The 25,783-nt window shown below is 32.2% G+C and carries 18 protein-coding genes; 5 read left to right on the top strand and 13 right to left on the bottom strand.

The genetic code is table 11. The annotated features are described in order from the left end of the window. The first annotated feature begins 386 nt into the window (after positions 1-386). Positions 387-3,380 carry a DEAD/DEAH box helicase gene (locus WFZ85_RS11970; protein ID WP_342696531.1) on the top strand — a complete coding sequence of 998 codons (2,994 nt, stop codon included), beginning with the start codon at positions 387-389 and terminating at the stop codon, positions 3,378-3,380. 21 nt (positions 3,381-3,401) lie between these two features. Here the strand turns inward: WFZ85_RS11970 and WFZ85_RS11965 are convergent, their stop codons facing one another. The 13 genes from WFZ85_RS11965 to WFZ85_RS11905 form a co-directional block, all read right to left on the bottom strand. After that, positions 3,402-3,842: a hypothetical protein gene (locus WFZ85_RS11965; RefSeq protein WP_342696530.1), complete on the bottom strand. Its 441-nt coding sequence runs from the start codon at positions 3,840-3,842 to the stop codon at positions 3,402-3,404. Between the two features lie 2 nt (positions 3,843-3,844). Continuing rightward, positions 3,845-4,306: a helix-turn-helix transcriptional regulator gene (locus tag WFZ85_RS11960; protein WP_342696529.1), complete on the bottom strand. Its 462-nt coding sequence runs from the start codon at positions 4,304-4,306 to the stop codon at positions 3,845-3,847. Further along, positions 4,303-4,830, bottom strand: coding sequence for a hypothetical protein (locus WFZ85_RS11955; RefSeq protein WP_342696528.1), 528 nt, complete (start codon positions 4,828-4,830; stop codon positions 4,303-4,305). Before WFZ85_RS11955 ends, WFZ85_RS11960 begins: the two co-directional genes overlap by 4 nt. A gap of 342 nt (positions 4,831-5,172) precedes the next feature. Further along, a complete protein-coding gene (locus tag WFZ85_RS11950) occupies positions 5,173-5,343 on the bottom strand; it encodes a hypothetical protein (RefSeq protein ID WP_342696527.1) in 171 nt (56 codons plus the stop codon). A gap of 60 nt (positions 5,344-5,403) precedes the next feature. Continuing rightward, positions 5,404-5,943, bottom strand: a complete 540-nt coding sequence (locus WFZ85_RS11945) for a DUF6934 family protein (RefSeq protein WP_342696526.1) — start codon at positions 5,941-5,943, stop codon at positions 5,404-5,406. A gap of 100 nt (positions 5,944-6,043) precedes the next feature. Next, complete coding sequence (locus tag WFZ85_RS11940; protein ID WP_342696525.1) at positions 6,044-6,421, bottom strand: hypothetical protein; 378 nt, start codon at positions 6,419-6,421, stop codon at positions 6,044-6,046. Beyond that, positions 6,361-6,642, bottom strand: a complete 282-nt coding sequence (locus tag WFZ85_RS11935) for a hypothetical protein (protein WP_342696524.1) — start codon at positions 6,640-6,642, stop codon at positions 6,361-6,363. The genes WFZ85_RS11940 and WFZ85_RS11935 overlap by 61 nt, the downstream gene beginning before the upstream one ends. 1 nt (position 6,643) lies before the next feature. Then, a complete protein-coding gene (locus WFZ85_RS11930) occupies positions 6,644-9,823 on the bottom strand; it encodes a DEAD/DEAH box helicase family protein (RefSeq protein WP_342696523.1) in 3,180 nt (1,059 codons plus the stop codon). After that, complete coding sequence (locus WFZ85_RS11925) at positions 9,823-12,840, bottom strand: site-specific DNA-methyltransferase (protein WP_342696522.1); 3,018 nt, start codon at positions 12,838-12,840, stop codon at positions 9,823-9,825. The genes WFZ85_RS11930 and WFZ85_RS11925 overlap by 1 nt, the downstream gene beginning before the upstream one ends. A gap of 23 nt (positions 12,841-12,863) precedes the next feature. Then, positions 12,864-14,810: an ATP-dependent nuclease gene (locus WFZ85_RS11920; RefSeq protein WP_342696521.1), complete on the bottom strand. Its 1,947-nt coding sequence runs from the start codon at positions 14,808-14,810 to the stop codon at positions 12,864-12,866. 9 nt (positions 14,811-14,819) lie between these two features. Next, a complete protein-coding gene (locus WFZ85_RS11915; protein WP_342696520.1) occupies positions 14,820-17,690 on the bottom strand; it encodes an SNF2-related protein in 2,871 nt (956 codons plus the stop codon). A 135-nt stretch (positions 17,691-17,825) separates the two neighbouring features. Continuing rightward, a complete protein-coding gene (locus tag WFZ85_RS11910) occupies positions 17,826-19,304 on the bottom strand; it encodes a hypothetical protein (protein WP_342696519.1) in 1,479 nt (492 codons plus the stop codon). A gap of 449 nt (positions 19,305-19,753) precedes the next feature. Next, a complete protein-coding gene (locus WFZ85_RS11905; protein ID WP_342696518.1) occupies positions 19,754-20,386 on the bottom strand; it encodes a hypothetical protein in 633 nt (210 codons plus the stop codon). A gap of 858 nt (positions 20,387-21,244) precedes the next feature. Here WFZ85_RS11905 and WFZ85_RS11900 point away from each other — a divergent pair. The 4 genes from WFZ85_RS11900 to WFZ85_RS11885 all read left to right on the top strand — a co-directional run bounded on the left by WFZ85_RS11900 (position 21,245) and on the right by WFZ85_RS11885 (position 25,782). After that, positions 21,245-21,472: a hypothetical protein gene (locus WFZ85_RS11900; RefSeq protein WP_342696517.1), complete on the top strand. Its 228-nt coding sequence runs from the start codon at positions 21,245-21,247 to the stop codon at positions 21,470-21,472. Between the two features lie 625 nt (positions 21,473-22,097). After that, the gene (locus WFZ85_RS11895; RefSeq protein ID WP_342696516.1) at positions 22,098-23,216 is read left to right on the top strand and encodes a vWA domain-containing protein; all 1,119 of its coding nucleotides are present in this window, start codon (positions 22,098-22,100) and stop codon (positions 23,214-23,216) included. Between the two features lie 230 nt (positions 23,217-23,446). Further along, a complete protein-coding gene (locus WFZ85_RS11890) occupies positions 23,447-24,910 on the top strand; it encodes a MoxR family ATPase (RefSeq protein ID WP_342696515.1) in 1,464 nt (487 codons plus the stop codon). A gap of 257 nt (positions 24,911-25,167) precedes the next feature. Continuing rightward, the gene (locus WFZ85_RS11885; protein WP_342696514.1) at positions 25,168-25,782 is read left to right on the top strand and encodes a hypothetical protein; all 615 of its coding nucleotides are present in this window, start codon (positions 25,168-25,170) and stop codon (positions 25,780-25,782) included. Position 25,783 lies beyond the last annotated feature (1 nt).

The raw sequence follows: 25,783 nt of genomic DNA, 5'->3' as shown, positions 1-25,783 counted from the left end.
GAAGCTTTTCGATACAATTTTACACCATTACATAACGTAAAGCCACTCGAAGTGACGTAATCAGCATATCTATCATGTCCGCTATCGTCAGTTCGAGTGATTTTCTATTTTAAAAACGCTAGTTTTTAAAATAGAAAATAGACCCGAGGCGCAGCCGAACGGAGCGTAAGCTAGAACCGTTGTTCTAGGAAGCATCTCGATACAATTTTACACCATCGTAATCTAAATTGACAAGCACCATTTTGTCATCCTTTTTTTATCTAAATGAATTATCAAGTCAGCTATTTGTGCCAAAGTTGTAAATAAATACTAAACTTATTTATATTTGAAACTACTTAAACAAGCCGAAATCAAAGCAAATAAATGACTTTGAATAAATAGTTAAAATGAGCAACAAAAAGATCACAACAAAAATTGGAGAAGCCATCAGACAAGGCAAATACCTCAGCATCTACTATAAGAATAAGCAAGGCGAGGTGAAACCCTTTTGGATTTCGATTTTAAATATCACTCCCAATGATAAAATTGTGGTAGACATGTTCAATGCCATGAAAGATGACCCGATATTGAATACAACGATTTCAATTTCAGGAATTCAATCAGCCGAAATACTAAAATTTTCTCATTACGATGTCTCGGAACAATTAATAAAAAAAATAAATGAAGACGAGCGATTACAGGTGTATGAATTTGACAGATTCAACAACAATATTTTAAATTACTATTTAGAATGCTATAAAGCCAATAATGACCCTTTTCTGCACAAAACACATCTTATTCCCGAAATAGATTTAACAGAATTGGTCAACAAAAACCCTTATGAACTCTCAAATGCACAACAAAAACAACTTATTAAGGAAATCTATAACAACGATTATAACAAATTCCATGATTATAAACTTGCCTTATGTGAGTTTTCAATTGATATAGAAGGACGAGGAAAGTTTATAGTAGCCTACAGAGAGCTAACCTTTGATCCAGTAAAAAAGACACTCTTCATCAGCAAAGGCACCCATTTTAATCCCAATTTTTACATCAAAGACGTCAAATATTCCTTATCGTATTACACCGATATTAGCAGTGCCGATTTTGAAGAACAGTATATCAGTAACAAGGCAGAGACAATTGAACTAATCAGAGGTAACTTCCTATTAGGTGAATTACCCAATACACGTCCCGAAATAGCAGTTTTAGGATACTCACGAATAGACATCGCGCCAATCTATGATCGAATAAACGACGAACACACCAACAAAGAATTGCAAATTCCGTTAAAAGCGTTATTCAAAAACTCCTCGCTTCTAGACCGTAAAAACCGAAAAGAGCCTAATATCGTACTCTTAGACAAAAACGTAAATATAGACCAGTTACGAACCATCTACAATTCATTAAAATACCCAGTAACCTATGTTCAAGGACCGCCTGGAACAGGAAAAACACAAACTATTGTCAATATAATAATCAACTGTTTAACCAATAACAAAACCCTACTAGTAACTTCTAATAATAACGTACCCATCGATGGTATTAAGGACAAACTAATTTTAGGTAAATATTATGGCAAAGAAATCACCATACCTTTTATCCGTATAGGAAACAAACAATGCACGCTCGAAGCATTACAAACCATTAAAAAATTATACCGATACGAAACTGCCGATGTGCCAAAAGAAAAATTACTCCACAACCTAAAAGAGAATTCCAAGGAGAAAAACAAACGCTTACTCGATAAATTGCAGCACTATGAGGAGCGAACAGACTTAGAACAAAACTTAGAATTCATCAACGGATTACTTTCAAAAGGAAGCTACTGGCTTTTGCAACAAGAGAAAGAAAAACTACTGAATAAAATAAACTCCATTCCGCTAACCACTGATGAAGATGTCAAAGGTATATTTTACAGCATTCAGGGAAATCATAGTTTGCTGCAATTCTTTTACTTCGAGTCCCTAAAATATAGTAAGCGATTAAAAACTAAAGACTACATCGAGCTAATCGAAATTCTCTACATTACTGACGAAAACGAGCAAATAAGAGAGTTCAACACTTGGCTTAGCGACGATAAAAATCTAGAGAAATTCACCAAAGTTTTCCCTATTATTTTAACAACCAATATATCAAGCAGAAGGCTAGGGCAGAAGTTCAAATTTGATTTAGTAACCATGGACGAAGCAGCACAATGCGACATTCCTACTAGCTTATTGCCAATTTCAAAAGCTAAAAACATGGTGTTAATTGGCGATACTAACCAGCTAAAACCCATCATTATTTTTGACGAAAGTAAGAACGAAAAACTACTCAAACAGTTCCATGTTGAAGATGAATATAACTATTACTATTACAACAACTCCATACTATCTGTTTTTAAGAAAATTGATACCATTTCACGCGAAATTTTATTAAGCTTTCACTACCGTTGTGGCAAAAAAATTATTGACTATTCTAACAAGCGTTTCTACGACCAGCGATTAAATCTTACCGCTGTCAAAACAAGTGGTACCGTAAAACTATTGGCTGTGACCAATGTCAATCAAAAAGATAAAAATGCACAAATAGAAGAATCCATAGCGATAGTAAACTACATCAAAGAAAACAAATTAACCGACGTTTTTATATTAACCCCTTTTAGAAATCAAGAAAATACCATCAATCATTATTTGCAAGAAGCCAAAAGTAACAATGAAATCGATAATGGGGTAAGCTGCGGAACAATCCATAAAGTGCAAGGGCAAGAAAACAAAACCATCATTATATCCACAGCCATTTCAAGAAAAACCACCCAAAAAACATACGATTGGATTAAAAACAACAGCGAACTCATCAACGTGGGCATTACTAGAGCCAAAGAAAATCTAATTGTGGTAACCGACTTAAATGCTATTGATAAATTATCCCGCAAAGACGACGATTTATATGCCTTGATAAGCTATGCCATAACTAACGGAACCACTGAAATAGCCCAAAGCACCGTCAATAAATTCACTATTGGTTTCTCCAATAACTCAAAGTTTGAAGACGAGTTCTATAAAACCATGCAACACTACTGCACCCTAAAAGACACTAGGTTCAAAAGAAATGTAAAAATTATAGATTTATTTCCCGAAGAAAGTAACAATACGCTGGTCAATAAAAAAGAGTTTGACGGTGTCCTTTTCCAAAACAATAACCCCAAAGTAGTGTTTGAATTAAACGGACAAGAGCATTACAACAACAAACGAACCCTTCAATCGGATAAAGCCAAAATGGATTTTCTCGCCAGCAAAGAAATTCAACTACTCTTCATCCCTAATCAATATGTAAAGCACTACGAATTCATTAGAGAATTAATCAACAAGTTTAATGGCGATGTGTATCAGCAGACACTTTTTGATAATTATTAATAATGGAGATACTATACAAAACTATTTCTCCTCATTATTCTTGAAAATAAAACTAACATCTTCAGTAACTAATTCAGTAACATTAATTGTAGGTAATAAAAATCTATTAAATGTAGTGCCTTCTGTTTTAGTGTGTAAAATGCCCCTTGCTGTCCCAATAGTTATTACAGTTAAATGTGTCATGAAGTCTTTTGGAAATGTAGCGGTAGATCCATCGATACAGCTTTCCCAAGATTCGTCTGTAATCATAAAATGGCAACTAATTTGTAAAATGATAAATGGCTTTTTTGCTATTTTAAAAGTGAATGTAGAAAAAACTCCAATTTGATGAGATTCTTTGTTAGCTCTAAATTCTAGATCAGTTATAACTTCACTTTTCTTATTCTCAACAAAATTTTCTTCAAGAGTAGCAAATTGCTCTGTTCTTAAACCTACAATTTTAAAACCTATTTGTTTATCCATGATTAATTGGCTGTTGAAAAGTAATTATATGTTTCGGTTTCTTGTTTAAAACTTATTTTTTTTACTACAGGGCTGTTTTGTTTAACCGAAATTGTAATGTTTTCAGGAATATCATAATCTTGAATTACTTCAACTTTATGAGTTTTCATGATTTCATCAAACGCTCTTTCGATACACGTAACTAAAAGAGGAATCTCTAAAACAACTTGTAATTTAACCAAAGTTTCAAGCGTTAAATTTTCTTTACCACTTATAATTTTACTTACTTGTTGTGGAGTAACCTCTAGCTTTTCTGCTAATCTCTTTTGTGTCCACTTCAAAGTTTCTAAACGCATTAATACTTTATAAGCGATGCTTTGCGACTCGCGCAACATGGCTCTGTTTTTTTTGCGTTCCTTTAAATTTTGAAGTGTATTAGATTGCTCTTCTGAAACTAAATTCAAAAACTTCTCTTTATTACTCATAAGTCTTGGGTTATAAATTCATAAAATGAATCATTATCAAATACACCATGTGATTTTAAAAAATCCCTACAGCGATTGATTTTATTTAATTCTTCTAGAGTGTGTGGTCTTTCTTTCATTAAGTGTGTAAACTTTATTGCTCCTCCAGTTATTACAAAGCAATTGTCGTCAATTTTCAATGCATACAGCCTAAGGTAATTTTTTCTTCCTTTTTGCATGGACAACTCAACAACCTTATACTCTTGGTTGTGTAAAGGGCTAAAAAAATCTTCAAACTGTCTGTCATCATCGGTTGCAATTTCAATTAAGATATCTTCAAGTTCACTTGTGTTATTTAATATATCATTAAACACTTGATAAGATGTTTTGTCTTTTGGAACATCTGTAGAGTTTGTTTTGATAAAAGCGTGTAAATGGCTTGGGTCATTCCATAAATCTAGTAGTCGGTCTAGTTCATGATTTTCCTCACCATTATATTGAAAGGCATATAGTTTTCCATTGGCAAATATATCAATTATTTTCATTTAATCAACCTATAGGTTTATTTTTTAACTTTTAGTAAACAATAATATATATTGCAATTATAATCAAATGGTTTCAATTCTACTAAATTGTTTTTTCAATAATTGATATTTGTATAATCAATATTTAATTCCTCTTCATCCCTAACTAATACCTAAAACACTACGAGTTCATTCGTGAATTGATCAATAAATTCAATGGTGATGTGTACCAAAAGACACTTTTTGATGGGTATTAGGAAACAATGCCTTATAAAGTTAGACTTTTGTTCTAATTCTAGAGATGAAAAAAAAATCGGCTTAGAAAGTTCTAAACCGATTGTTATATGTGTTAACTATTTTTTTTTAAATAGGAAGTGATTTTAATTCACTAAGAGTTTTCTTTGCTAGTTCTATTTTATCAGTAAATAGTTCTTTACCTTTAAGAGAAGCAGCAACAGTAGCAATCTTTTCTTTTGTCTTAGCAGACATAGAAATAACCTTAGAAGCTTTTAAAGTTGTTTTTGTAGTTTCCATAATTGTCTGTGTATTAGTATTTAATTAAATAACAAGTACTTAATGTTTTGCAAAGTTATATTATTTTTTCTTATAAACCAAAATATCATCGTATTCGTGTTTTGGTATGTATTGTACAAACGTATTTGCTTTACTTTTATTACGTCCAAAGAAGATATAATCTACACTTAATTCTTCAAAGTTTTTATCCACATAATATCTATATGTTTTAATTCGTCTTTGATAGTTTTTACAATGTTTTACACATTTCTTTTTGCAAGTAGGTAAACAATCATTTATAAACTCATCGTGACTATCACTACCACTTACAATAATTACAGCATCTTCATTTATAGCAAAAAACATAGGTACTGTACTTAATACTGTATTGAATACTATGTATATATCTCCATTATTACTATTTACATCATCAACTATTGTGCCTAATGCTTCATCATAATCGCCAAAGCCTAAATTATATACTGTTCTTCCTCCCATATTTGCTACAGGTGTATATTCAATTGCTTTGATTATTGTTTTTTCTCCTACACTTTCAAATAAGTATTGGGTTTTTATTTCTTCAGCAGTTTGCTCGGTGTTGTATATTGGTAAGTTGTTCAATGCGTGTACTTTTAAATTCTTAGTTTGTAAACCTAATTAATTTTCTTAATAAAAAAAAGTATTCTCATTCAGGTCGTAATTTAAAATGAAAAAAAAACAATTAATCTTCCCAATCAAAGTATTCGTAATCAATTTCTAATTTTAAACAAATTTTATCACTGTAAACTACACCTACATTTCCATTTGGAAGTTTAGCTTTAACTAATTTACCAAAATTTACAGCGCCTTTATTTGTATAATCTTTAGTTTCATTTATCCAATTTGTCCAGTTAATTTCCATTTTACCATTATTAACTTCAAATAAAACTCTTTTGTGAAACATTTCTATTTCTTCAATCATACCGCTATCAAAATCTCTTTCAATATGATGATTATGATAAATTAATTTAATTGAGGATTGATTATCCTTTAGATTAATTAATTCAAAAAATTTTGTAAGTGTTTCTTCTCTTCTAAATTCGCCTTGTATTGCACCCAAAATGCTAAAAATGTCAAAATTGTTGCAGGTATGGCAATAATTGGATTTAACAATCCTCCAACTGTATCTCCGACTATACCGTAATTTGGAGTTTCACCTCCTTCAAATATAAATGGAAGCATTAAAATTCCAAAACCTAAAACAGCTATAATTATAAAATAAGCACTTAATTTACTGCTGTATTTTAAAAGAATATTTTCTTTTTCTTCGTTGATATTCATACTACCCAATCATTTCATTAACAATCTTCCCAATGTAACTATTTTTATCCTCTTGCTGAAAAACTACATTGTTTCTATGAAATTCCTCAATTGATTTATCTTCTTTCCAAGGTAATTCCCAGAAGCTTGTATTTGAAACTATAAATGAGTTTAATACAATATTGTCTTTATTTACTTGAGGCTGTATTTTCTCCTTGATTAATTTATGGAATTGAATTTTTGGATCTGATAATCCTTTTGAATTTCTTATTCCTTTTGGGTCAATAAACGTAATGTATTGTTTATCATCTTTTAATATCCACAAGATAAAATCAGGATAGAAGTTATTAGCATCTACAAAAAAGCCAATTCCTTTTTTACTTTGATTTCTCAATAGAAATACTTTTTTATCTCCGTAGAATTTGGTGTTTGCTTTATAATGTAAAATCAAATCATCCATAAATTCTTTTTCTGAACCATCTAATGGGATAGGAGAGACTTGCATAGAGTCTTTATATGCTTGTCTATCTAAATATAATAATGGTTTATATAAATGTTTTGCATTATCAAAAGCATGAAAATTAGTACCCAATTGTTTGTGGTCTTTGAGAGTATTAGTTTTCACTTCTTCAATCAATTGGTTTATTCTTTCTTCAATTGTGTGTAATTGTCCTTCTACATTGAATTTAACTTCATACTCGTAAATAAAATTATCATCATTTGCATTTAGTATTCTAGTTTCAATATGTTCTGAATTGAATTTGTTTTTATGATAATTATAGTATTTCTCCGTGTATTTTTTAAGTAATGAAATCACCAAGTTCTCCCAAGTGGCTACTTGCGAAAAACTATTCATTTCTAATTCTTGATTTGGAATAAAAAGAGTGTACCAAGATTTTGAATGAATAATGTTCTTTAATTCCTCTAAAGTAATGGAAAGATTGTTCCAGTTTTTATCAAACTTGTATTTCTCCATTTCGATAAAAACATTCTTCCAATTGACAAATGCTAAATTGAATTCAGTTAAATAGCCATTGTTTTTTGCTACAACAACAGAAGTGTTTTGATTGCCTAATACTTGAATTTTTGGATACCAATCCAATTCTACTTTGTTATGACCAAAAAGATTATTGTCTAATTTTAATTCTACATTTACTTTTTTCTTAAAATCTTCTTTTTCTTTTACTTGAACAATTTTTAAATTATTTTCTAACAAGTCAGATTTGATAATTGTTGGAATTTTAATCGTATGCCATTTTGAATCGTTTGCTGGCAAACCTTCTTGCTCTAAGAACTCTTTGAATTTCTCCATATAATCTGCCTTTACACCAAATATGTTTAGCGTTTCCAATGGAGCAAGATATTTTCTCAACTCTTTCAAATTTGTTGGCTTTTGATATTCATCTAAACCATTACTGCGTTTCAAACTGAAATTATATCCTTTTAAACGCACACCACGACCAAATAATTGAATAATTTGTGATCCTTCACTTTTACCAATATTCATTAATCCCATCGAGCTTACACGCCAACTGGACCAACCTTCAGTAAACTTCTTAGAACCAATTAAGAGATTAATTTTAGAATCTTTTTCGTTGATGTTTTTGAATAAAGAAGTTGAAAAATCTTTGTCAGTTCCCAATACTTTATTATCCATTGCCAAACTATGAAGTTTTGCTTCATCACCTACATTGACTACGCCAAAATAATCTGCTTCTCCAATACGCAAACCTAATTCTCCATTAGCACCTTTTAGATTGTCTAAATACAAGTTGGCTCCAATAACCTCTGAGTTGAAAACTCTTTTGATAATGTCTAAATAGATTTCCTCAGCTGAAAGATTTAATTCTACTAAGTAAGAAAATGAATTGTAGAAAATAGAGTTTCCTTTTTCATCAATTAAACCGGCATTATCATTTAAAACCTCGTCAATATCTCTTGTAGCTATGTCGGTTTCTCTAATAAACTTAGTTAAGAAATAGATAATTTCCAATACATCAGAAGTATCTACACCATTTTCTTTCCTTACTGCATTTACTTTTCCACCTACAAAAATCCATAATGGTTTTTCGAGTAGAAATGTTTGAGCTAATTTTTCTTTGTTTTGAAAAAGGACTGTTTGTTGATAAAATGATAATAGGTTTGCAGTTAAGTATTTTCTAACAAAGGATGCATTACTATCATCATTTAGATTCAAAATTTTATAATCTTTACCATAGCCATCATTATAAAAATATTTGTATGAATAGTCGAAAATGATGGATTTGATGTATTCTTGTTCTAATTTTTTTTTGGTTTTACCTGATGCCGCGTTAATAGCTTGACCAAATGTTGCGGAATATTCAAATGCAAAACCTGTTTCACTTAATTTATCACGCCAAACTTTCCATTTCTCACCACCGGTTCCTCTGTGTCCTTCGTCAATTAAAACTAAATTGCTTGTTTCAAAACTATCTACTGCAACCGTTTTTTCTCCGTTATCATCGGATAGTTTTGTGATTTCAATAATCTCTACTAAATCACCTGAAAACAAGCTTCCGCTTGATTTTGAAAATATCTCAGCATTAATGTTGGACAATTCAAATTCATCCAAATGTTGGTTGGATAAACCTTCGTTAGGTGTGATTAATAATACCTTATTGTTATTGGTATAATGATACTTTTTAGCATAATGCAAATACTGTTTGATGTTGATGTGCATCAATAAGGTTTTACCAGAACCTGTTGCATTCCAGAACGCAATTTTGTTTAAGTCTTTATCCGTAAAAGGTTCAACTACAATTTTAGTTGGGTTTAATATTTTGGAATCAGTATCTAATAAATCATTAAACTTTTCGACAAATTGATTTAGTTCTCCCAGTAACTTGGTTCGGTTACTGAAGTATTTATCCATATAGATTTCTACGAAAAGCAAGGATAGATACTGGAAATATTTCCATTTAACTATTTCGGTTCGGTCTTGTGAAATTTCATGTGTGAAGCGAACGATATTTTCATCATACTCTTGTAGCATTTCTTTAGTTAGTTTTTCACTATCAAAAAGCCTGTTGATTAAACTATTTAAATATTTGGTATTTCCTTCTTCGTTGTAGCCTTCCAAGTGTGAGCTTTTTAGGTCTTGAGCCAATGCCTCAAAGCCCAATACATTGAATTGAGAAAGTAAGTATTTGTTTAATACTAATTTATTATGAAACGTAGCCATTAGATATCTTTTACATCAAACATTTTATTGAAAAACTCTTCTTCAATTAAGCGTACTTTCCAGCTCTCTTCTTCTTTTTTGAAGTTGGCTAGATTATTGTCGCCATTTATATAAATAGTATCGAATTCGCCATCGAAGACTTTTATATCTAGTTTTTCAACAAAACGGTTTAAATCTTCATTATTGGTTTTTTCGAGATTACGCCAAATGACCAATATTTTATCACTTTTTAGGTTTTCTCCTGTTACCAATTTAAATTCTTTGATGCGCTCAACTTTTTGCACTTTTAAACCAATTAAATAATTAAAGGTTTCAACCAAATCAACTGTTGTAGGTACTAACTCATTATTTTCTGTAACATTGAGTTTATAATTAAACGGATTTTTAAACGCATTAAGATTAAACAAATGGTCTTGACTTTCAACATCAAGCATGTATTGTAACAAGTATTCTTCTTTTACTTTATCGTTTAATGCCAAAGCACCTTGCTGGATATTGGTTTGTTGCAAGGTCAAATTATTCAAAGCATCTTCATAACTTTCTAAAACTATATACTTAAACATTTGGCTGATACCCTTTTTATCTTGAGGTTTACCATTTTTCCAATTATCACTATATATTACTTTTTGAATTCTTGGTTTGGTTACCGTATTGAAATAAGTTCCCATTTCTACCAAAATGTATTTTCTGTTGCCTTCGTCTTCACGATTTAATTTAATTGTTGCATGTCCAGTTGTACCTGAACCTGCAAAATAATCGAGTACATATTTTTGCGAAAGTTTGTTGCCCATAACTTTTAAACATTCTTCAACTGCAAAGATTGATTTTGGATAAGAAAATTTTGGATCCTCAAATAATTCCTTTAAAACTTTAGTTCCGTGTTCTGTTGCTGAAAATTTTGCATCAGTCCACAAGGTGAGAGGTGTTGTTCCTTCTAAATTTGGTCTATATTTATAATACACTTGTGGTGTACCTTTTTTAGGAATTCTCGCTAAAAACTGAGAGTAGTCTTTCTTTAGGCTATCAATACTCCAACGCCAGTTTTTTTCACGACCTAAGTCATTTTTAGGAAAAATTACTACTTCATCCAAATTATGCTCTTCGAGTATTTTCCATTCCCTATCATTTTCAAACCATTCCAGTTCTGGTACTCTTATGGTTCCTAAATTGATATTTGCATATATAGGATAATATTGTCTTTGTCCATCCTCTCGATCTGAATTCGAACCTTCTCTTCTTAAATTTCTATATTCAAATATTCCATCTTTATCCTCTTCTTTAAATCTACTCAATTGCTTTTCAGTTCTAGCAATTTTATAAATAGTTGATTTATCTGATTTCACATAAAAAATTGCATATTCATGACTTAAAGCAAACCCTTTTTCAGTAGGCCTTCCAGATGGATTTATTTGAATTGGTACTACTCCTGCAAAATTGTCTTTACCAAATTCTGATTCAAGTAACATATGTAACTCTTTTACTTCAACATCATCAATCGTAGTACATTGAATGCCTTCGGTATTTAGAAATTGCTTACTAAGTTTAATTCTATTTTGCATTAATGATAGCCAAGAGGAATGTTTGTAGTTATTTTTATAAGCAATTTCAGATGCACTTGTGTTATATGGTGGGTCAATATAGATACTGTCAATTTTTTTTGAATACTTCTCTTGTAAAAAATGAAGAGCCTGAAAATTTTCAGAATTAATCAATAACCCATTAGTTTGCTCATCCAAATCTCCGATCTCTGCCAATATTCTATCTTTGAAATCTTCGGCAAAAAACTTAGTATCTAATACTAAAAATTGTTCGTTCTCTAAATCTTTAATTGTTTTAATGGTAACATTAAACAGCGATTTCCATTCGTCTAGTTGTGCTTTGTTTTCAAGAATTTCAAAATAATAATCGGTTGGTATTCGGTCTAACGTAATGCAATAGTTAGCAGCAATTACAAACTTTTTCTTCAACCATAATTTCTTTTGGAAATTTTCTAATTGTTCCAAAAATAAAATGATTTTGTTGGCTACTTGCTTGAGTGCTTTTATTTTTGAGATTTGGCTGTTAAAGGCAATTTCGTTTTCGGTATTTATATCGTCAATATATAAGACTTCGTTTTTGATATAAAAGTCCAGTTCACGGCGCAGGAAACCACCTAAATCTTTGTGAATGAAATAATCGAATGTATGGCGTGCTACAAAACTGTTTAAATGTTTATCCAATAAAGTACGTTGTTTGTTGCTTTCAGTAGGAGATAATGAAAAAACATCTGCAAAATCAACTGGTACTTTTGCTTTTATGGCTTCAATTGCTTTTTGAGTTAAATCTTTTTGTTGAACTGTTTTTTTGTGTGGTTCGTAAGTAAAATTTATTAATAAAGTTTTTCCATCTACTTCAACAGGCAATTCTTCAAAAATAGCAAAACGACGTTCTTGGTCGTTTTGGGTTTTATTGTTGTTTTGTTCGGTACTAGCTTCTTTTAGTTGAAACTTAACCAATTTATCACCACTTAATTTAAAAGCATAGTTTTTTAAATATTCCGAAGTTTTAATATAGTATTGGTCGTGGTTCGCCCAATGTAGTTTTACTTCTTCACCTTCATAAGGAATGGCATACACATCTTTTTTATAACGACGTAGCGAAATGAAATCACCTCCTTCATAATAACGCTTAAAGAAATTAGCTAAATGCGAAAACACTTCTTGTTCAAGTGTTTCTATTGATGCCGAAGCCGCAATTTTATCTTTAAGTTCTTTTACTTTTGTAGAAGTTTCGTAATCTACACCAGCATCTTTCAGAACCAATATAGTTTTATCTAGTTCTTCTTTTAGTCCTTTAGCATCACCGGTAAGGTTTTTTTCAAGAAGTTCTTTAACTTGTTTTGGTAATGAATTTTGTAAAAAGTCATTAATGGCATCTCGCTTTTGATTCATGATGCGGTAAATACCAAAATCAAGGTCGGCTTGGTCTAGTTGGAATACTTCTGTTAGAACGTTTTGGAGTTTTTTGTAATTAGGCATGATTTATTTAGGTGTATAGCTATTTATAAGTTTGTTAAAAAATCCCATTCTGCAATCCATGTAGATTTGTCAACTAGTTTGATGATTTCAATAAAATCAGAGTCTATAGAAAAATTGATTCCATATTGGTCAATAGTCTGTTTTATTACAAATTCGGTGTCATGTTTGTCCATAAGTTTATAAAACTCACCTTTGTCTAAAACAGTATTAAAATAAGTTGGAATATAATTTACAAAAGTATGAGTGTCTAGGTTTATTATATTTTGTTGGAAAATTATATTTGCCTTATCTGCTTTACTATTTTTATATCTGAAGAAAGCGTTTTTGTGGTATTCTTGATTGAATTTAGCCTCAAGAGCAGGTTTGTAATTGGTATAGTGATTAGTCAAATCGATTAAGATTGTAGATTCTAAAATAACATTACCAGTTGCGTTTTCTATTAGTTTTGATAATAGTTTTGATGTTTTTTCTAAATCAGTTAATAAGGTTGATTCAAAAGTATAGGAGTTAGCACAATAGGTATCTATCCCCAATTTTTCTTTAAATTTTGATGCAAATAGATTTTTGTGCTCGTCGGAAAGTTCATCTTTATCAAAAACTAGAACGGCTTTGTCCCAAAGGGAAACACCATTTTTTATATTGCTAAAAACAGATTTATAAGAAAGAATGTTTTCGAAAATTTCACTTATGCCACCCAAAACCCAAAACATGTATTTTTTTCGGTTATTAAGTTGATGGTTCAATAAGATTCTAAATACTTTAGCATCATCTTCACCTTCAACAAAAACCAATCTATCTGATTCAAGAGCATTAATAAAGTCTAAACCTGTGGTATTACCAATAGAGCGGATTACAGGTGTTAAACTACTTGGCATAATTCCTTTAAAATGCAAGCCTAAATGACCGGGATCAATATCAAAATGAATACTTTTAATATCTCCAGAACTCTTACCTTCTAAATGAAAAACTTGATTAGGAGCGGCACTTCTAATTAATGATTCGTTGTGAGTTGTAATAAATGTTTGAAGACCTTTTCTATATTTGTTAAATACATCAAGTAATCTTTTTTGAATATCTCTGTGTATATGACTATCAGGTTCGTCTAATAAAACAATATTCAAATCTTTTTTGTCGACATTAGCCAAGTGAATATTTAATAAAATACCAATAATCTGTAAAGTTCCACTACCTAAAAGCGACAAGTCTTTATAAACATCTTTTGCTCCAACTCTAAAACAAATAATTGCTTTAGCATCTTTTTGTATGTTAGTGTCAATTCTAAAATCAATTTTTTTATCAGAATTATATAAAACATAGTTTAAATCGCTCTGAAAAGAGGCATTTAAAGCACTATCAAGACCACCAATTATTCTGTATAATCTATTACGTAAAACGGTATCAGATTTTCTGATTAGAAGCTGTTCTTTTATTATAGGGTCTGTAACAAAATCTTCATCTAAATTAATTTGTGCAACAGGTGTACTATAAATTAATGAAATTGGTTCAGGCAAGAATGCAAAATAGTCATTTAGTTTTTGATGATTATATCCAGAATACCCATTAAGTTCTATTACATAGTTGTTGCCAGAACTAGAAATTTTAAATGGAATACACAACTCATCACCATCTTCATCTACAAATGTAACTGATAATAATATTTTGTTTTTTTTATTTCTGTCGTGAAAAATATCATCAAAATTAGGGCTTCTTACACTGTTAATTTCGTTAAAAGGAAAATATTTATTGTATGAAGGACCTAAAACATAATCACCTCTTTTATATCCTTTTTCGCCTCTTTTCGCCTCAGTAACTAATTTAGAAAAACACTCTTGCCATAAAGAGAGTGCTTCCAATACAGTTGTCTTTCCTGAGTTGTTTACTCCAGTTAGTATGTTTAAGTCTTCGTTAAAATGTATAGTCACATTTTTTAACGACTTAAAATTTTCTATTTTAAATTTATTTATATACATAATACAAATTTATATTATTTCCCATTCAATGGTGAATATTTCTGTTTCGGTTGTTGTTCTTTCTAATTTTCTCTCGGCATCCTCAATCATTTCGTCTCTTTCTGCTAAGATGTTATCTTCGATGTCGAAAATTTCTCTGCGCAACTTAGATTTTTTACGGTCTAATACTCTGATTTTCTTTTGTATTTCAAGCAAGTCATCTGCATTAATATTATATGCTCTGGTTTCTCGTTGTAAATCTTTGATTTTCTTTTTAACTTCTCGAAGTTCTAATTCGCTACTTTCAATTTTGTCATTAGCCCATTTTTCAAACTTTTGAATTTCGAGTTGTAGTAACTTGGTATCGGTATGTTTGACAAAATCTAAATGTTTTTTCTTTTGTTCTTGATATACTTTGTCAACTTTATTACTATTGAAGTTATGCAAGTCATCTTCTGTACTACCATTCAAAGTCAATAAAAATTGGCATAATTCATCTTTAAGTATTTCTCCGGTTTCAGTTGCACCAGCAAAAATAATCAAATCATTTTCTTCTACATTAGAATCGAGATTTAGATTTGCAACTTTCAAGAAACCTTTCTTTGCTTTTAAATTTTCTAATTCTTGATATTTCATTCCACAAGAAGAATATTCAAAATTCAACTTCACAAAAGGGGTTTCCAATGTTTTTGATTTTTCAATAATGTCTTGTGCTAATAAATCACTTAAACGATAATGCCTTGCGTCTTCTCTCTTTTTATCTAAAGTGTACACACCCGTTTTTATTTGTTTAACAGGACTTGTATTTAGTAAGAAGGATAATGTTTTGTCATCAAAATTAGCATTACCTTGTAAAATAAACTTTGTGATTTTCCATAACCATTGTTCATATTTTGAAATGTATTTCTGGGTATTTTCTAATGATGTTTTTAATTTGTTTACTACTTGAGCATCAAAGTTCTCAAATAATTTAGTTTGCGTAGATTTTAAATTGTTATTGATTTGTTCTTCTAAATCAGATTGTAAAGCATCAAAAGATTTTTTAATTTCTTCTTTAGTACGACACTTTTTATAAATCTCGATTAATCTTTTCTCAAAATCAACACCATTACCAATAGAACCTAATACTTCATCAGAAGATCCAAAAACTCCATTAAATAAATTGAACTTTTCTTCTAATAATTGAAAAACTCGTTGGTCGGTTTCATTTTGTGTATTTAAAAAGTTTATAACTACAACATCATGTTCTTGACCATATCGATGACAACGACCAATTCGTTGCTCAATTCGTTGTGGATTCCAAGGTAAATCATAGTTTACCACCATTGAGCAGAATTGCAAGTTTATCCCTTCAGCCGCAGCCTCAGTTGCAATCATTAATTGACAATCATCTGATTTGAATTCATCAACAATAGCATTTCTAATGTCAACTTCTTTAGAACCTGAAATTTTATCAATATTCTTTTTATCAGCTACCCATTTTTTATAAACTTCGCTTGATTTTTCGTCGTTGTTTGAACCATTAAACAAAACTATTTTATCTTTAAAATGTGTTTTTTGAAGAATATCATTCAAATAACGTTGTGTTCTAGTGGACTCCGTAAATATTATTGCTTTTTGTGAAGCACCTAATTCTTTTAGTTTTTCAAAACCTTTATCCAAAGAAAGTATTAGTTTTTCACCTTTAGCATTATGTTCAATGGAATTTGCCAATAAAAGATATTTTTCTAAATCTTGGATTTCTTTTCTAATATTTTCAATATCCTCTTTGGCTAAAGTGTCATCATCAATTGAATTATCGTCATCTTCTTCCCATTCATCAACTGATTCATCATACAATTCATAATTATCATCAATTTCTTCTTCCCAATCATCAAGAGAAGTTTCTCTACCTTCTATAACTTTATTTAAACGCTTAATTAAACTCTCTAATGTACCAGCAATAGCATAAGAAGAAGAAGCTAAAAGTTTCCTAAGAACAGATGTCATTAAATGTCTTTGTGCTTTTGGTAATCCATAAATTTCTTCACGTTGAAGATATTCTGTTACATTGTCATAAAGTTCTTGTTCCTGTTTTGTTGGTTCAAAAGTTTCGGTTACAGGAATACGATTTTTATAATTTATATATTCTGTTACTTGACTTCTCAATGTTCTATGACAAATAGAAGAAATACGAGTTTTTAAATCCTCAAAATCAATACCGCCTTCTTTACGAGTGAAATTTTTTCTAAAACTTTTAATATCTCCAAATACATTTTCATCAATAAAACTTACTAAACCATATAGTTCTTCTAGTTTGTTTTGAAGTGGTGTAGCCGTTAATAATACTTTCTTGAATGGATGAATAGCATTTTGAATTTCTTTAGCAATTTTATTCCCTGAACGATAAACGTTTCTGATATAATGTGCTTCATCTAAAACAACTAAATCCCATGAATTTAATTGTATGAATTCAGCTTTGTTTCTTGCAAAATGATATGAGCAAATTTGAATTTTAGTCTTGTTATCGAAAGGATTTTTATTACCAGCTTTATACTTTTTATTGAATGACTTTGTTTCAATAACTTCTGAAGGTAAATAAAATTTATCCTCTAATTCGTTCATCCATTGTTTCCTTAAACTAGATGGACAAATGATTAATACTCTTTTTGAACCTTCTGCCCATTTCTGTGAAAGTAAAATTCCAGCTTCAATTGTTTTACCTAAACCAACTTCATCAGCTAATATAGCACCTTTTGACAATGGAGATTTAAAGGCAAATAAAGCAGCTTCTATTTGATGCGGATTTAAATCAACTTTAGCGTCAAGCAGTGTTGCTCCAAATTTTTCAGCACTATCAGATTTGCATTTTTTGCTTAGTTCGTAAGCGTAATATTTTGCTTGATGAGGAGATAGGTTCATATATGTCAAAATTCTATATCATCCAAAAATAAACTAATCCTTCAATCTAACACTAAGTAGTATAGCGTAATTTTCCCAAACCTAAAAAAAACTTTTCATTCCATTTTAAGGGTTTCCGCATTTACTAAAAAAAAATTAAGCACTGAGTACACCAGCTTTAATTTTCAAGCCTTGGAGATAAGTATCAATATTACGAATATCCCAATACTCAAATTTTAATTTAGGAGCTACACCAATACCTTTTTCCAATTCCTCAGTTATAATTTGGCTAACGAGTGCTTCATTTCCAACAGTAGTAACAATACTATCGTGTATAGTAAAAATAGGCAAATCAGGATATTCGCTACTAATCCTTTTAGAAATCACATCTACTATAAAATAACTTTCAATATTTTGTAGCAACAAAGCTAAAGTTCGCTTGTCCTTTCTCTTTATAATTGAAAATACTTTATAAACGGTAGCAAATAATTGACTAAAGCACCTTTTAGGTGCAGCTTCTTCAGTGCCAATAAATCTATTATCAGAGAAAAAAGCTTGCAATAAAGCTACTTTGGCAGTAGTTCTATCAATAGTGGGTAAATCAAGTTCGCGTTTAAACTGTTCTTCTAAATATTCATACAGTTGACCAGTAACAACTAAATCCTTATAGCGTTTTACATCCTCTTTCAACCCTTTATCCATAAGTGATAACATCATTTCTCCTAACATAATGATAGCAGAAATAGTAATTCTATCATTACTTTTATTTAATTTTATTCTATTAAAGAAGGTCGAAATCAAATTCGGCTCGTATTTTGATAATTTTTTGTGATGATTTTTAAAAAAAGCCAACAATTGAGACCAAAATTTTTTTTCGAGCAGCAACAAACTAAAATAAGGCTGACTATTGCAAATATCAACCGCTACTAGTGGTTGACCGTCATAAGTAACAGCATTTCTAATCAAACCACGCATATTGGTAAAATTGCTATGATAACGATAAACGTTATCATCAATTTTTAAGTTGTATGCTCCACGAGCCAGTTGCTCAGCAGAAATTTTTGAAAATACCAATTGTTGATAAGGACTTTTAAAAACTTTTTTTGCGCTATCAAAATCCCACAATGCCTCGTTACCGTTTTTAAGTAACCATTCTTCCTCCAAAAAAGTAGTAACTAACTCAATATCTATAGCTAGTTTTGAATTAAACCATTGATTTAAATGCTTATGGTGTACAACTGTCTTCTCTTTTTTATTACGATAGTTTCTCAACGCAGCAAGCAGCGTGAAATCGGTAGGAATATAATTGAATACCTCAATAGTATTGTCAACAGTCAATCGATAAGATTTCGAAAACTTCCCAACCAAATAACTATTATTCTTTTCAATCAAACCAGCATTAGCGGCATAATCCAAATAGTGAAGATAATTAGAAACAATATTTTGTAGGGCAGGAGAGTACAAGCAAACAAAACCATCACTACTAAAACTATTCTTATTCGAGCTACCAATCGAAACGATTTTATGGATCAAATAAGCTAATTTATCCCTTTTATAAGGTCTAAACGTTGGAGGATATTGACTTTCTAGCAAATCAAAATCAATACAAGACGGAATATAAAAAGTCACAGGCATATAGTTAAGTAAACAACTAATTTTCAGTCACTAAATTAAAACATATATACCTGTCAGAAAAATCAATTTATCAACAATAATAGTTGATATCTCCTCATTCATAAATTCTAAAAAGTAATCTTAGCACCTTTACGACTTTGCCAATAAAAATCTACATACAATCTAACTTAAATACCCTTCAATTCCTTACATGGATAAAAATTATCATGAAGCTGCATCAACAAAAAGTAATCATAATTAATGCAACTTGCGGCATATAAAAGCTACATCTTTAACTTTTCAAGTCTGTTAACCCCTTTAATCTATGGCAAAAAATAAAAGTAATAAGCAATAAACAACACCACAAATCCTTCAATATCTGATTCCTAAAAAAAAACGCCCTACCAAATGGTAGAGCGTTTATAAAAGCTTTTTTGAACACTAAAAAACTTTTTGTGTGGCAACTTTCGTTAACTCACTTTCAGCAAATGCAACACGTTATAAGCACCATTATTCAGCATATACTGCACCCCGTTAATCTCTTGAAAAAATTCAATCAAAATTACGTGCATACCAGTACCTGCCAAAGTGGGAGCACTAGAAGGCGTCAAACTAGTAGAGACAACATCGTTACTAATAGGAAAAACTTGCTCAGGACTTTGCATAAGTTCAAATGAACCAGTAGCAAAATCAATACGCAAAAATCCCGCCTGTAAACTAAAATGCGTCGCACCATCAGCACCACGAAGTTGCCTTGTAGGATTAAAATCCCCAATGCTAATCTTTCCCGTAACCTCATCTACAGTGGCACTAGCATTCAAAATACTACTGTAAGTGGCACGAGCATTAAAATCAAAACCTTCAAGAACTGAGGCCGCCAACGGATTATTTAATCCCTCTGCTACATTTCTCAATCCACGAGCACTAACAGTGTCCATGTTTTTCAATTGACCCATTACACCAACAAGGCGACTAGTCATCTTGCTGTCTTTGGCTTTAAACAACATCGGTCCCAAGGCAGACCGTAACAATTTTCCAGAACCTGCAATACTACTGAATTCCGTCCCGTTCTCTCGTGTTCTAGCGAACGCAGGATCATTCATAATGCGATTCTTGCTAACACCACCCTTGGTGCGCACCAAGTACCCATCGGTACCTCTGTAAAAGGTCAAGTCGTCTAACGTACCTTCTACTTTAATCAGGCTTCTTACTTTTGCCATAACTAAAAAATTAAATGTTAATAATGACACAAAGATATCGGGCCAATTTCCGCGCTCTTGTCAATCTTGCCGAATACCAACACTATTCGCTAAAATTGATAAAATAGATTGAAAAGTAACAAATCAACCCAATTTACCACTTCTTGCCGATTTTGCCGAATTAAGACCTTAATGTCCTGTAAAACAAATAGTTGAATTTTAATAACATAGCAATCAAAAAGTTCAAAAAATGAGTGCTAGTGTATGAGGAGTGTATGAGGAGTATATGAATAGTGTATGACGAGTATATGCCAGAAGTATGTAATAGGTATAGCAGAGGTAGTACAGAGGTAACTATGGTACATGATCTAATCTGATGACAACAATAACTTAACCAAGAACATGATTAACAGCATTTTAAAATGAATTTGAAATATGTTATTTTACTTATTAACACATTTTTATTTTTTTACGCTTTCCAAGTTTTCATAATTGCCACTAAATTTTTTATTTTTTAGGTTATAACTAATTGTAAATAAAGAATATAACTATTTTTATTATTAAAAATAACTAGCTTTTATTGTTAACAATTCGTTGTTTTTCTTTCATAAGTTATCTAAAATTGTTAATAAGAAACTTTTTGAACTAAAGTTACATGTATTAAATTTGCTTTGATGTTCACAATATCAGCAATTTAAATTAAAATTTATTTTATGAAGTCGAATAGTAGTAACCATCGCATTCGTTTTAAGTTTATAAGCCATGTACGAGAAAAAATTAAGAATTTGCATAACAACTAGTGATATTGCACAGATTGAGGGTTGTTCCATGCGAACAGCTTCCCAAAAAATGAATGACATGAGAGTTTTCTTCAAAAAAGAGGAAAAACGCTTTAAAATCACTTTCGATAATTACGCCGAATACACGGGCATCCCCATCGCTGATTTAGAATCCTATCGTTCAGCAAGTCCCTTTCATCACGTTGCTTAAAAAGGTGTAATACAATACAATTCCAAATCTAAAAATCCGACAATTAAACCTGCGATACATTTAGATAAATTACTACTCCTTCGCAGAAAGCTTTCCCACTAAAATTCAAATAGCTGTTTATTTCCGTAAACCGTCACTTTAAATCACCGCTCTTTATTTTTACCATGGCTCACAATTATTTTTAAAAGCAAAACGCCTGTTTTATTTTTAATAATTAACCCTATCATAGCAGCCAATCAAGACATCTTGCAAAGCAAATCAAAAAGCTATAAGTAACAAATACAAACATCCATAAACCAGCACACCAAACCTATGCTTTACTTTAAATAAGTGCAACGCCTTCTTAAAACCCACAAACCCTATGTCCCTATGTGTTTAAAAACCTTCCCAGCACTCAATTCACCAATCTAAAACACCCTCCAACAAAAACTAGCAGCAACACCCCGCGCACAACACCTATGTCCATCTAAAACAAAGTGCAACGCCTCCTAAAACCCAAAAAAAACCTATGTCCCTATGTGTTTAAAAACCTTCCATGCACCACTGCAACCCATCCACACCTTTAACTAAAAATTAATACTCGTTCTATCCCCAGTATAAATAGAAAACAGTAGTTTTATACCTTATGGAAAAAAAGCTAAGAAAAGGATTTAAGTTCAAACAATACGAAGCGCCGTTCCAAGCACCGTTTGACAAACTCTTCGAAATATTCAAAGAGCTAATCACCCACACCTCGGGCGATTTTGACGAAGCCATTGACTGGTTGCGCCAACTAGATGTAGAATACAAACTCACCGATGACAGCTACACCATCGACGATTTTATCGAAGATTTAAAGAAGAAAGGCTACATCCGCGAAGAGCTCAAAGACGATGGCACGCAAGGCACAGGCATCACCGCCAAAACAGAACGCGCCATCCGCCAGCAGGCTTTGGACCAAATATTCGGCAACCTGAAACGCTCAGGAAATGGCAACCACAAAACCAAATATAGCGGCAGCGGCGACGAACAAACAGGCGAGTTTAGAGAATACCACTTTGGCGACACACTCGAAAGTATTTCGCTGACCGAGAGTTTAAAAAACGCCCAAATTAATAACGGTGCTGAAGAATTTCGCTTAACAGAAAACGATTTGGTGGTAGAAGAAGCCCGGTTCAAAGCCCAAATGAGCACCGTATTGATGATAGACATCAGTCACAGCATGATACTCTATGGCGAAGACCGAATTACACCCGCCAAAAAAGTAGCCATGGCATTAGCGGAACTCATCACAACACGCTATCCCAAGGACACCATTGACATCCTAGTTTTTGGGAACGATGCGTGGCCCATTGCCATCAAGGATTTGCCCTATTTAAAAGTAGGTCCCTATCATACTAATACCGTGGCAGGGTTACAACTCGCCATGGACATATTGAGAAGAAAACGCAACACCAACAAGCAAATCTTTATGATTACCGATGGCAAACCCAGCTGCGTGAGAGAGAAAAATGGCGAATACTACATGAATTCCAACGGTCTAGACGAATACATCGTAGAGCAATGCTACAACCAAGCCGCACAAGCCCGAAAATTACATATCCCGATTACCACTTTCATGATTGCCAATGATCCCTATCTGCAACAATTTGTGAACCGCTTCACCGAAGCCAACCAAGGCAAAGCCTTCTACACAGGATTGAAAGGCCTAGGCGAAATGATATTTGAGGATTATGAAACGAATAGAAAGAAGAAGATTAAGTAGAAGTTAGTTTTCCGTTGTCGGTTTTCGGTTTTCGGTTGCAATTGATTTTTAGTAGATGGAAAAACACTTAATGAAACTTAATTATCTTAATGGTTAAAAAAAACTTTGAGAACTTTGTGCTTAAACTTTATATACATCGTGCTCCAAAAAAAATAGTAATAAATAAACTTAGTGACCTTTGCGTATCCCGAAACTTCGGGATTGCGAACTTTGCGGTTAAACAACTCAACATGAAAATAGAAAATACAACAACTTTCGGCCAATTAAAACAAGCAGGATATCAATCCAAAAGCATCAAAGACGAATTGCGTGATAACCTAAGAGCCAAAATCAAATCAGGGCAACCTACCTTTGAAGGCGTACACGGTTTCGAAAACACCGTTATCCCCGAACTGGAACGGGCTATTCTTTCCCGTCATAACATCAACTTACTCGGTCTTCGCGGTCAAGCCAAAACACGTCTAGCTAGAAAGATGGTGGAATTGTTGGACGAGTACATTCCCGTAGTAGCAGGTTCGGAGATAAACGATGACCCGTTCCAGCCCATTTCTCGCTTTGCAAAAGATGTACTGCAACAGCAGGGCGATGCCACACCAATTACGTGGTTGCACAGAAGCGAACGTTTCTCAGAAAAACTAGCCACACCCGATGTAACCGTAGCCGACTTAATAGGCGATGTAGATCCCATCAAAGCCGCCAACTTAAAGTTGTCCTATGCCGATGATAGAGTAATCCACTTTGGGATGATTCCCAGAGCCAACCGCTGCATTTTTGTAATCAACGAGTTACCCGATTTGCAAGCACGTATCCAAGTGGCATTGTTTAATATTTTGCAAGAAGGCGATGTGCAAATTCGTGGGTTTAAACTGCGTATGCCCTTAGACATGCAATTTATCTTCACCGCCAATCCCGAAGATTACACCAACAGAGGTAGTATCGTAACGCCATTAAAAGACCGAATTGGTTCCCAAATCTTAACGCATTACCCCGAGAATGTGGCCATCGCTAGAACCATTACCCATCAAGAAGCCAAGCTAGATAGCACGCAATTGGAAACGGTTTATGTTCCTTCGTTAGCCAAAGATTTACTAGAGCAAATAGCCTTTGAAGCGCGCGATAGTGAGTATGTAGACCACAAAAGTGGCGTGAGTGCTCGTATGAGTATTACTGCCTATGAAAATTTACTGAGTACGGCAGAGCGACGAGCGTTACTAGCAGGAGAAGAGAAAACCAGCGTGCGCTTGTCTGATTTCATGGGGATTATTCCGGCTATAACAGGTAAAGTAGAACTGGTCTATGAAGGCGAACAAGAAGGCGCAGCAGTGGTGGCGCAACATTTACTAGGCGATGCTATTCACACGTTCTTCCCAGCATATTTCCCAAAAATAGAAAAGCTAGAACGCGATGCCGATGCTAGTCCGTATGCTAAAATCCTAGAGTGGTTCTTCACCGAAACTGGTTTTGAGTTATTAGACGATGCCAAGGAGGAAACCTACAAAAAGCAATTGGATGCCATCAAACCGCTGGAAGATTTAATCCAAAAGTACCAACCCGAAACTCCAGTAGCAGACCGTTATTTCTTAAAAGAGTTTGTCCTTTGGGGATTAGTAGAATACAACAAACTAAGTAAAGATAGGGTAGAAGTAGGGTATCAATTCAAGGATTTGTATAGTAGTTATATTAATAAATTGTAGTTCTTAACCCTCGCAGTCCCGACGCTTCGGGATAAACCCTGCGAGGGTTAAAGAATTAAAAAACCAAAGTTTACAGGTTCAAAACCCTGCGAGGGTTAAAGAATTAAAAAACCAAAGTTCACGGGTTCAAAACCCTGCGAGGGTTAAAAATATAAATAAAAGAAACTCTTTTTATGATAAATTGATATCTTTATTTAATTATCTAAGAGCTATCAGCAGACAAAGACCTATTTAAATTCAATCCCAAAGTAAAATAAATGGAAGTCAGGGTTCCACTTCTTAACGGAAATTATTATCATATCTATAATAGAGGCAACAATGGTATTGATGTATTTTTGGAACCAGAAAATAATTATCATTTCTTGCGACTTTATGCTAAATATATTGAACCGATAGCGGATACTTATGCTTGGTGTTTATTAAAAAACCACTTCCATATTTTAGTTAGGATAAAAGAAATGTCAGAAATTGATGTTAATAAATTATCTTACAACACAACTAAAAAACCTAAAGTTGTTGAACCATCAAGGCAATTTTCCCATTTATTTAATGCTTATACTCAAGCTATCAATAAACGATATAATAGGACAGGTAGTTTGTTTGAAAAGAATTTCGAGCGAAAATTAATTACTAACGAAAGATATTTTCAACAACTTATTTATTACATTCACAATAATCCTGTTCACCACGGTTTTGTCAAGCAAATGAGTTTATATCCATGGTCTTCCTATGAAACCATTGTAACTGATAAACCAACAATGTTAAAAAGAGATGAAGTTGTTACTCTTTTTGGAAATAAAGATAGTTTTATATATTTCCATTCTTGCGAACAGCATACTAATGAGATTTCCAATTTATTAATTGAATATTGAC

The organism is Flavobacterium aureirubrum (assembly GCF_038739835.1).
In the GTDB taxonomy this organism is placed as follows: Bacteria; Bacteroidota; Bacteroidia; order Flavobacteriales; family Flavobacteriaceae; genus Flavobacterium; species Flavobacterium aureirubrum.
The sequence above is the reverse complement of the archived record's forward strand: the minus strand, read 5'-3'. Positions and strand labels throughout refer to the sequence as shown.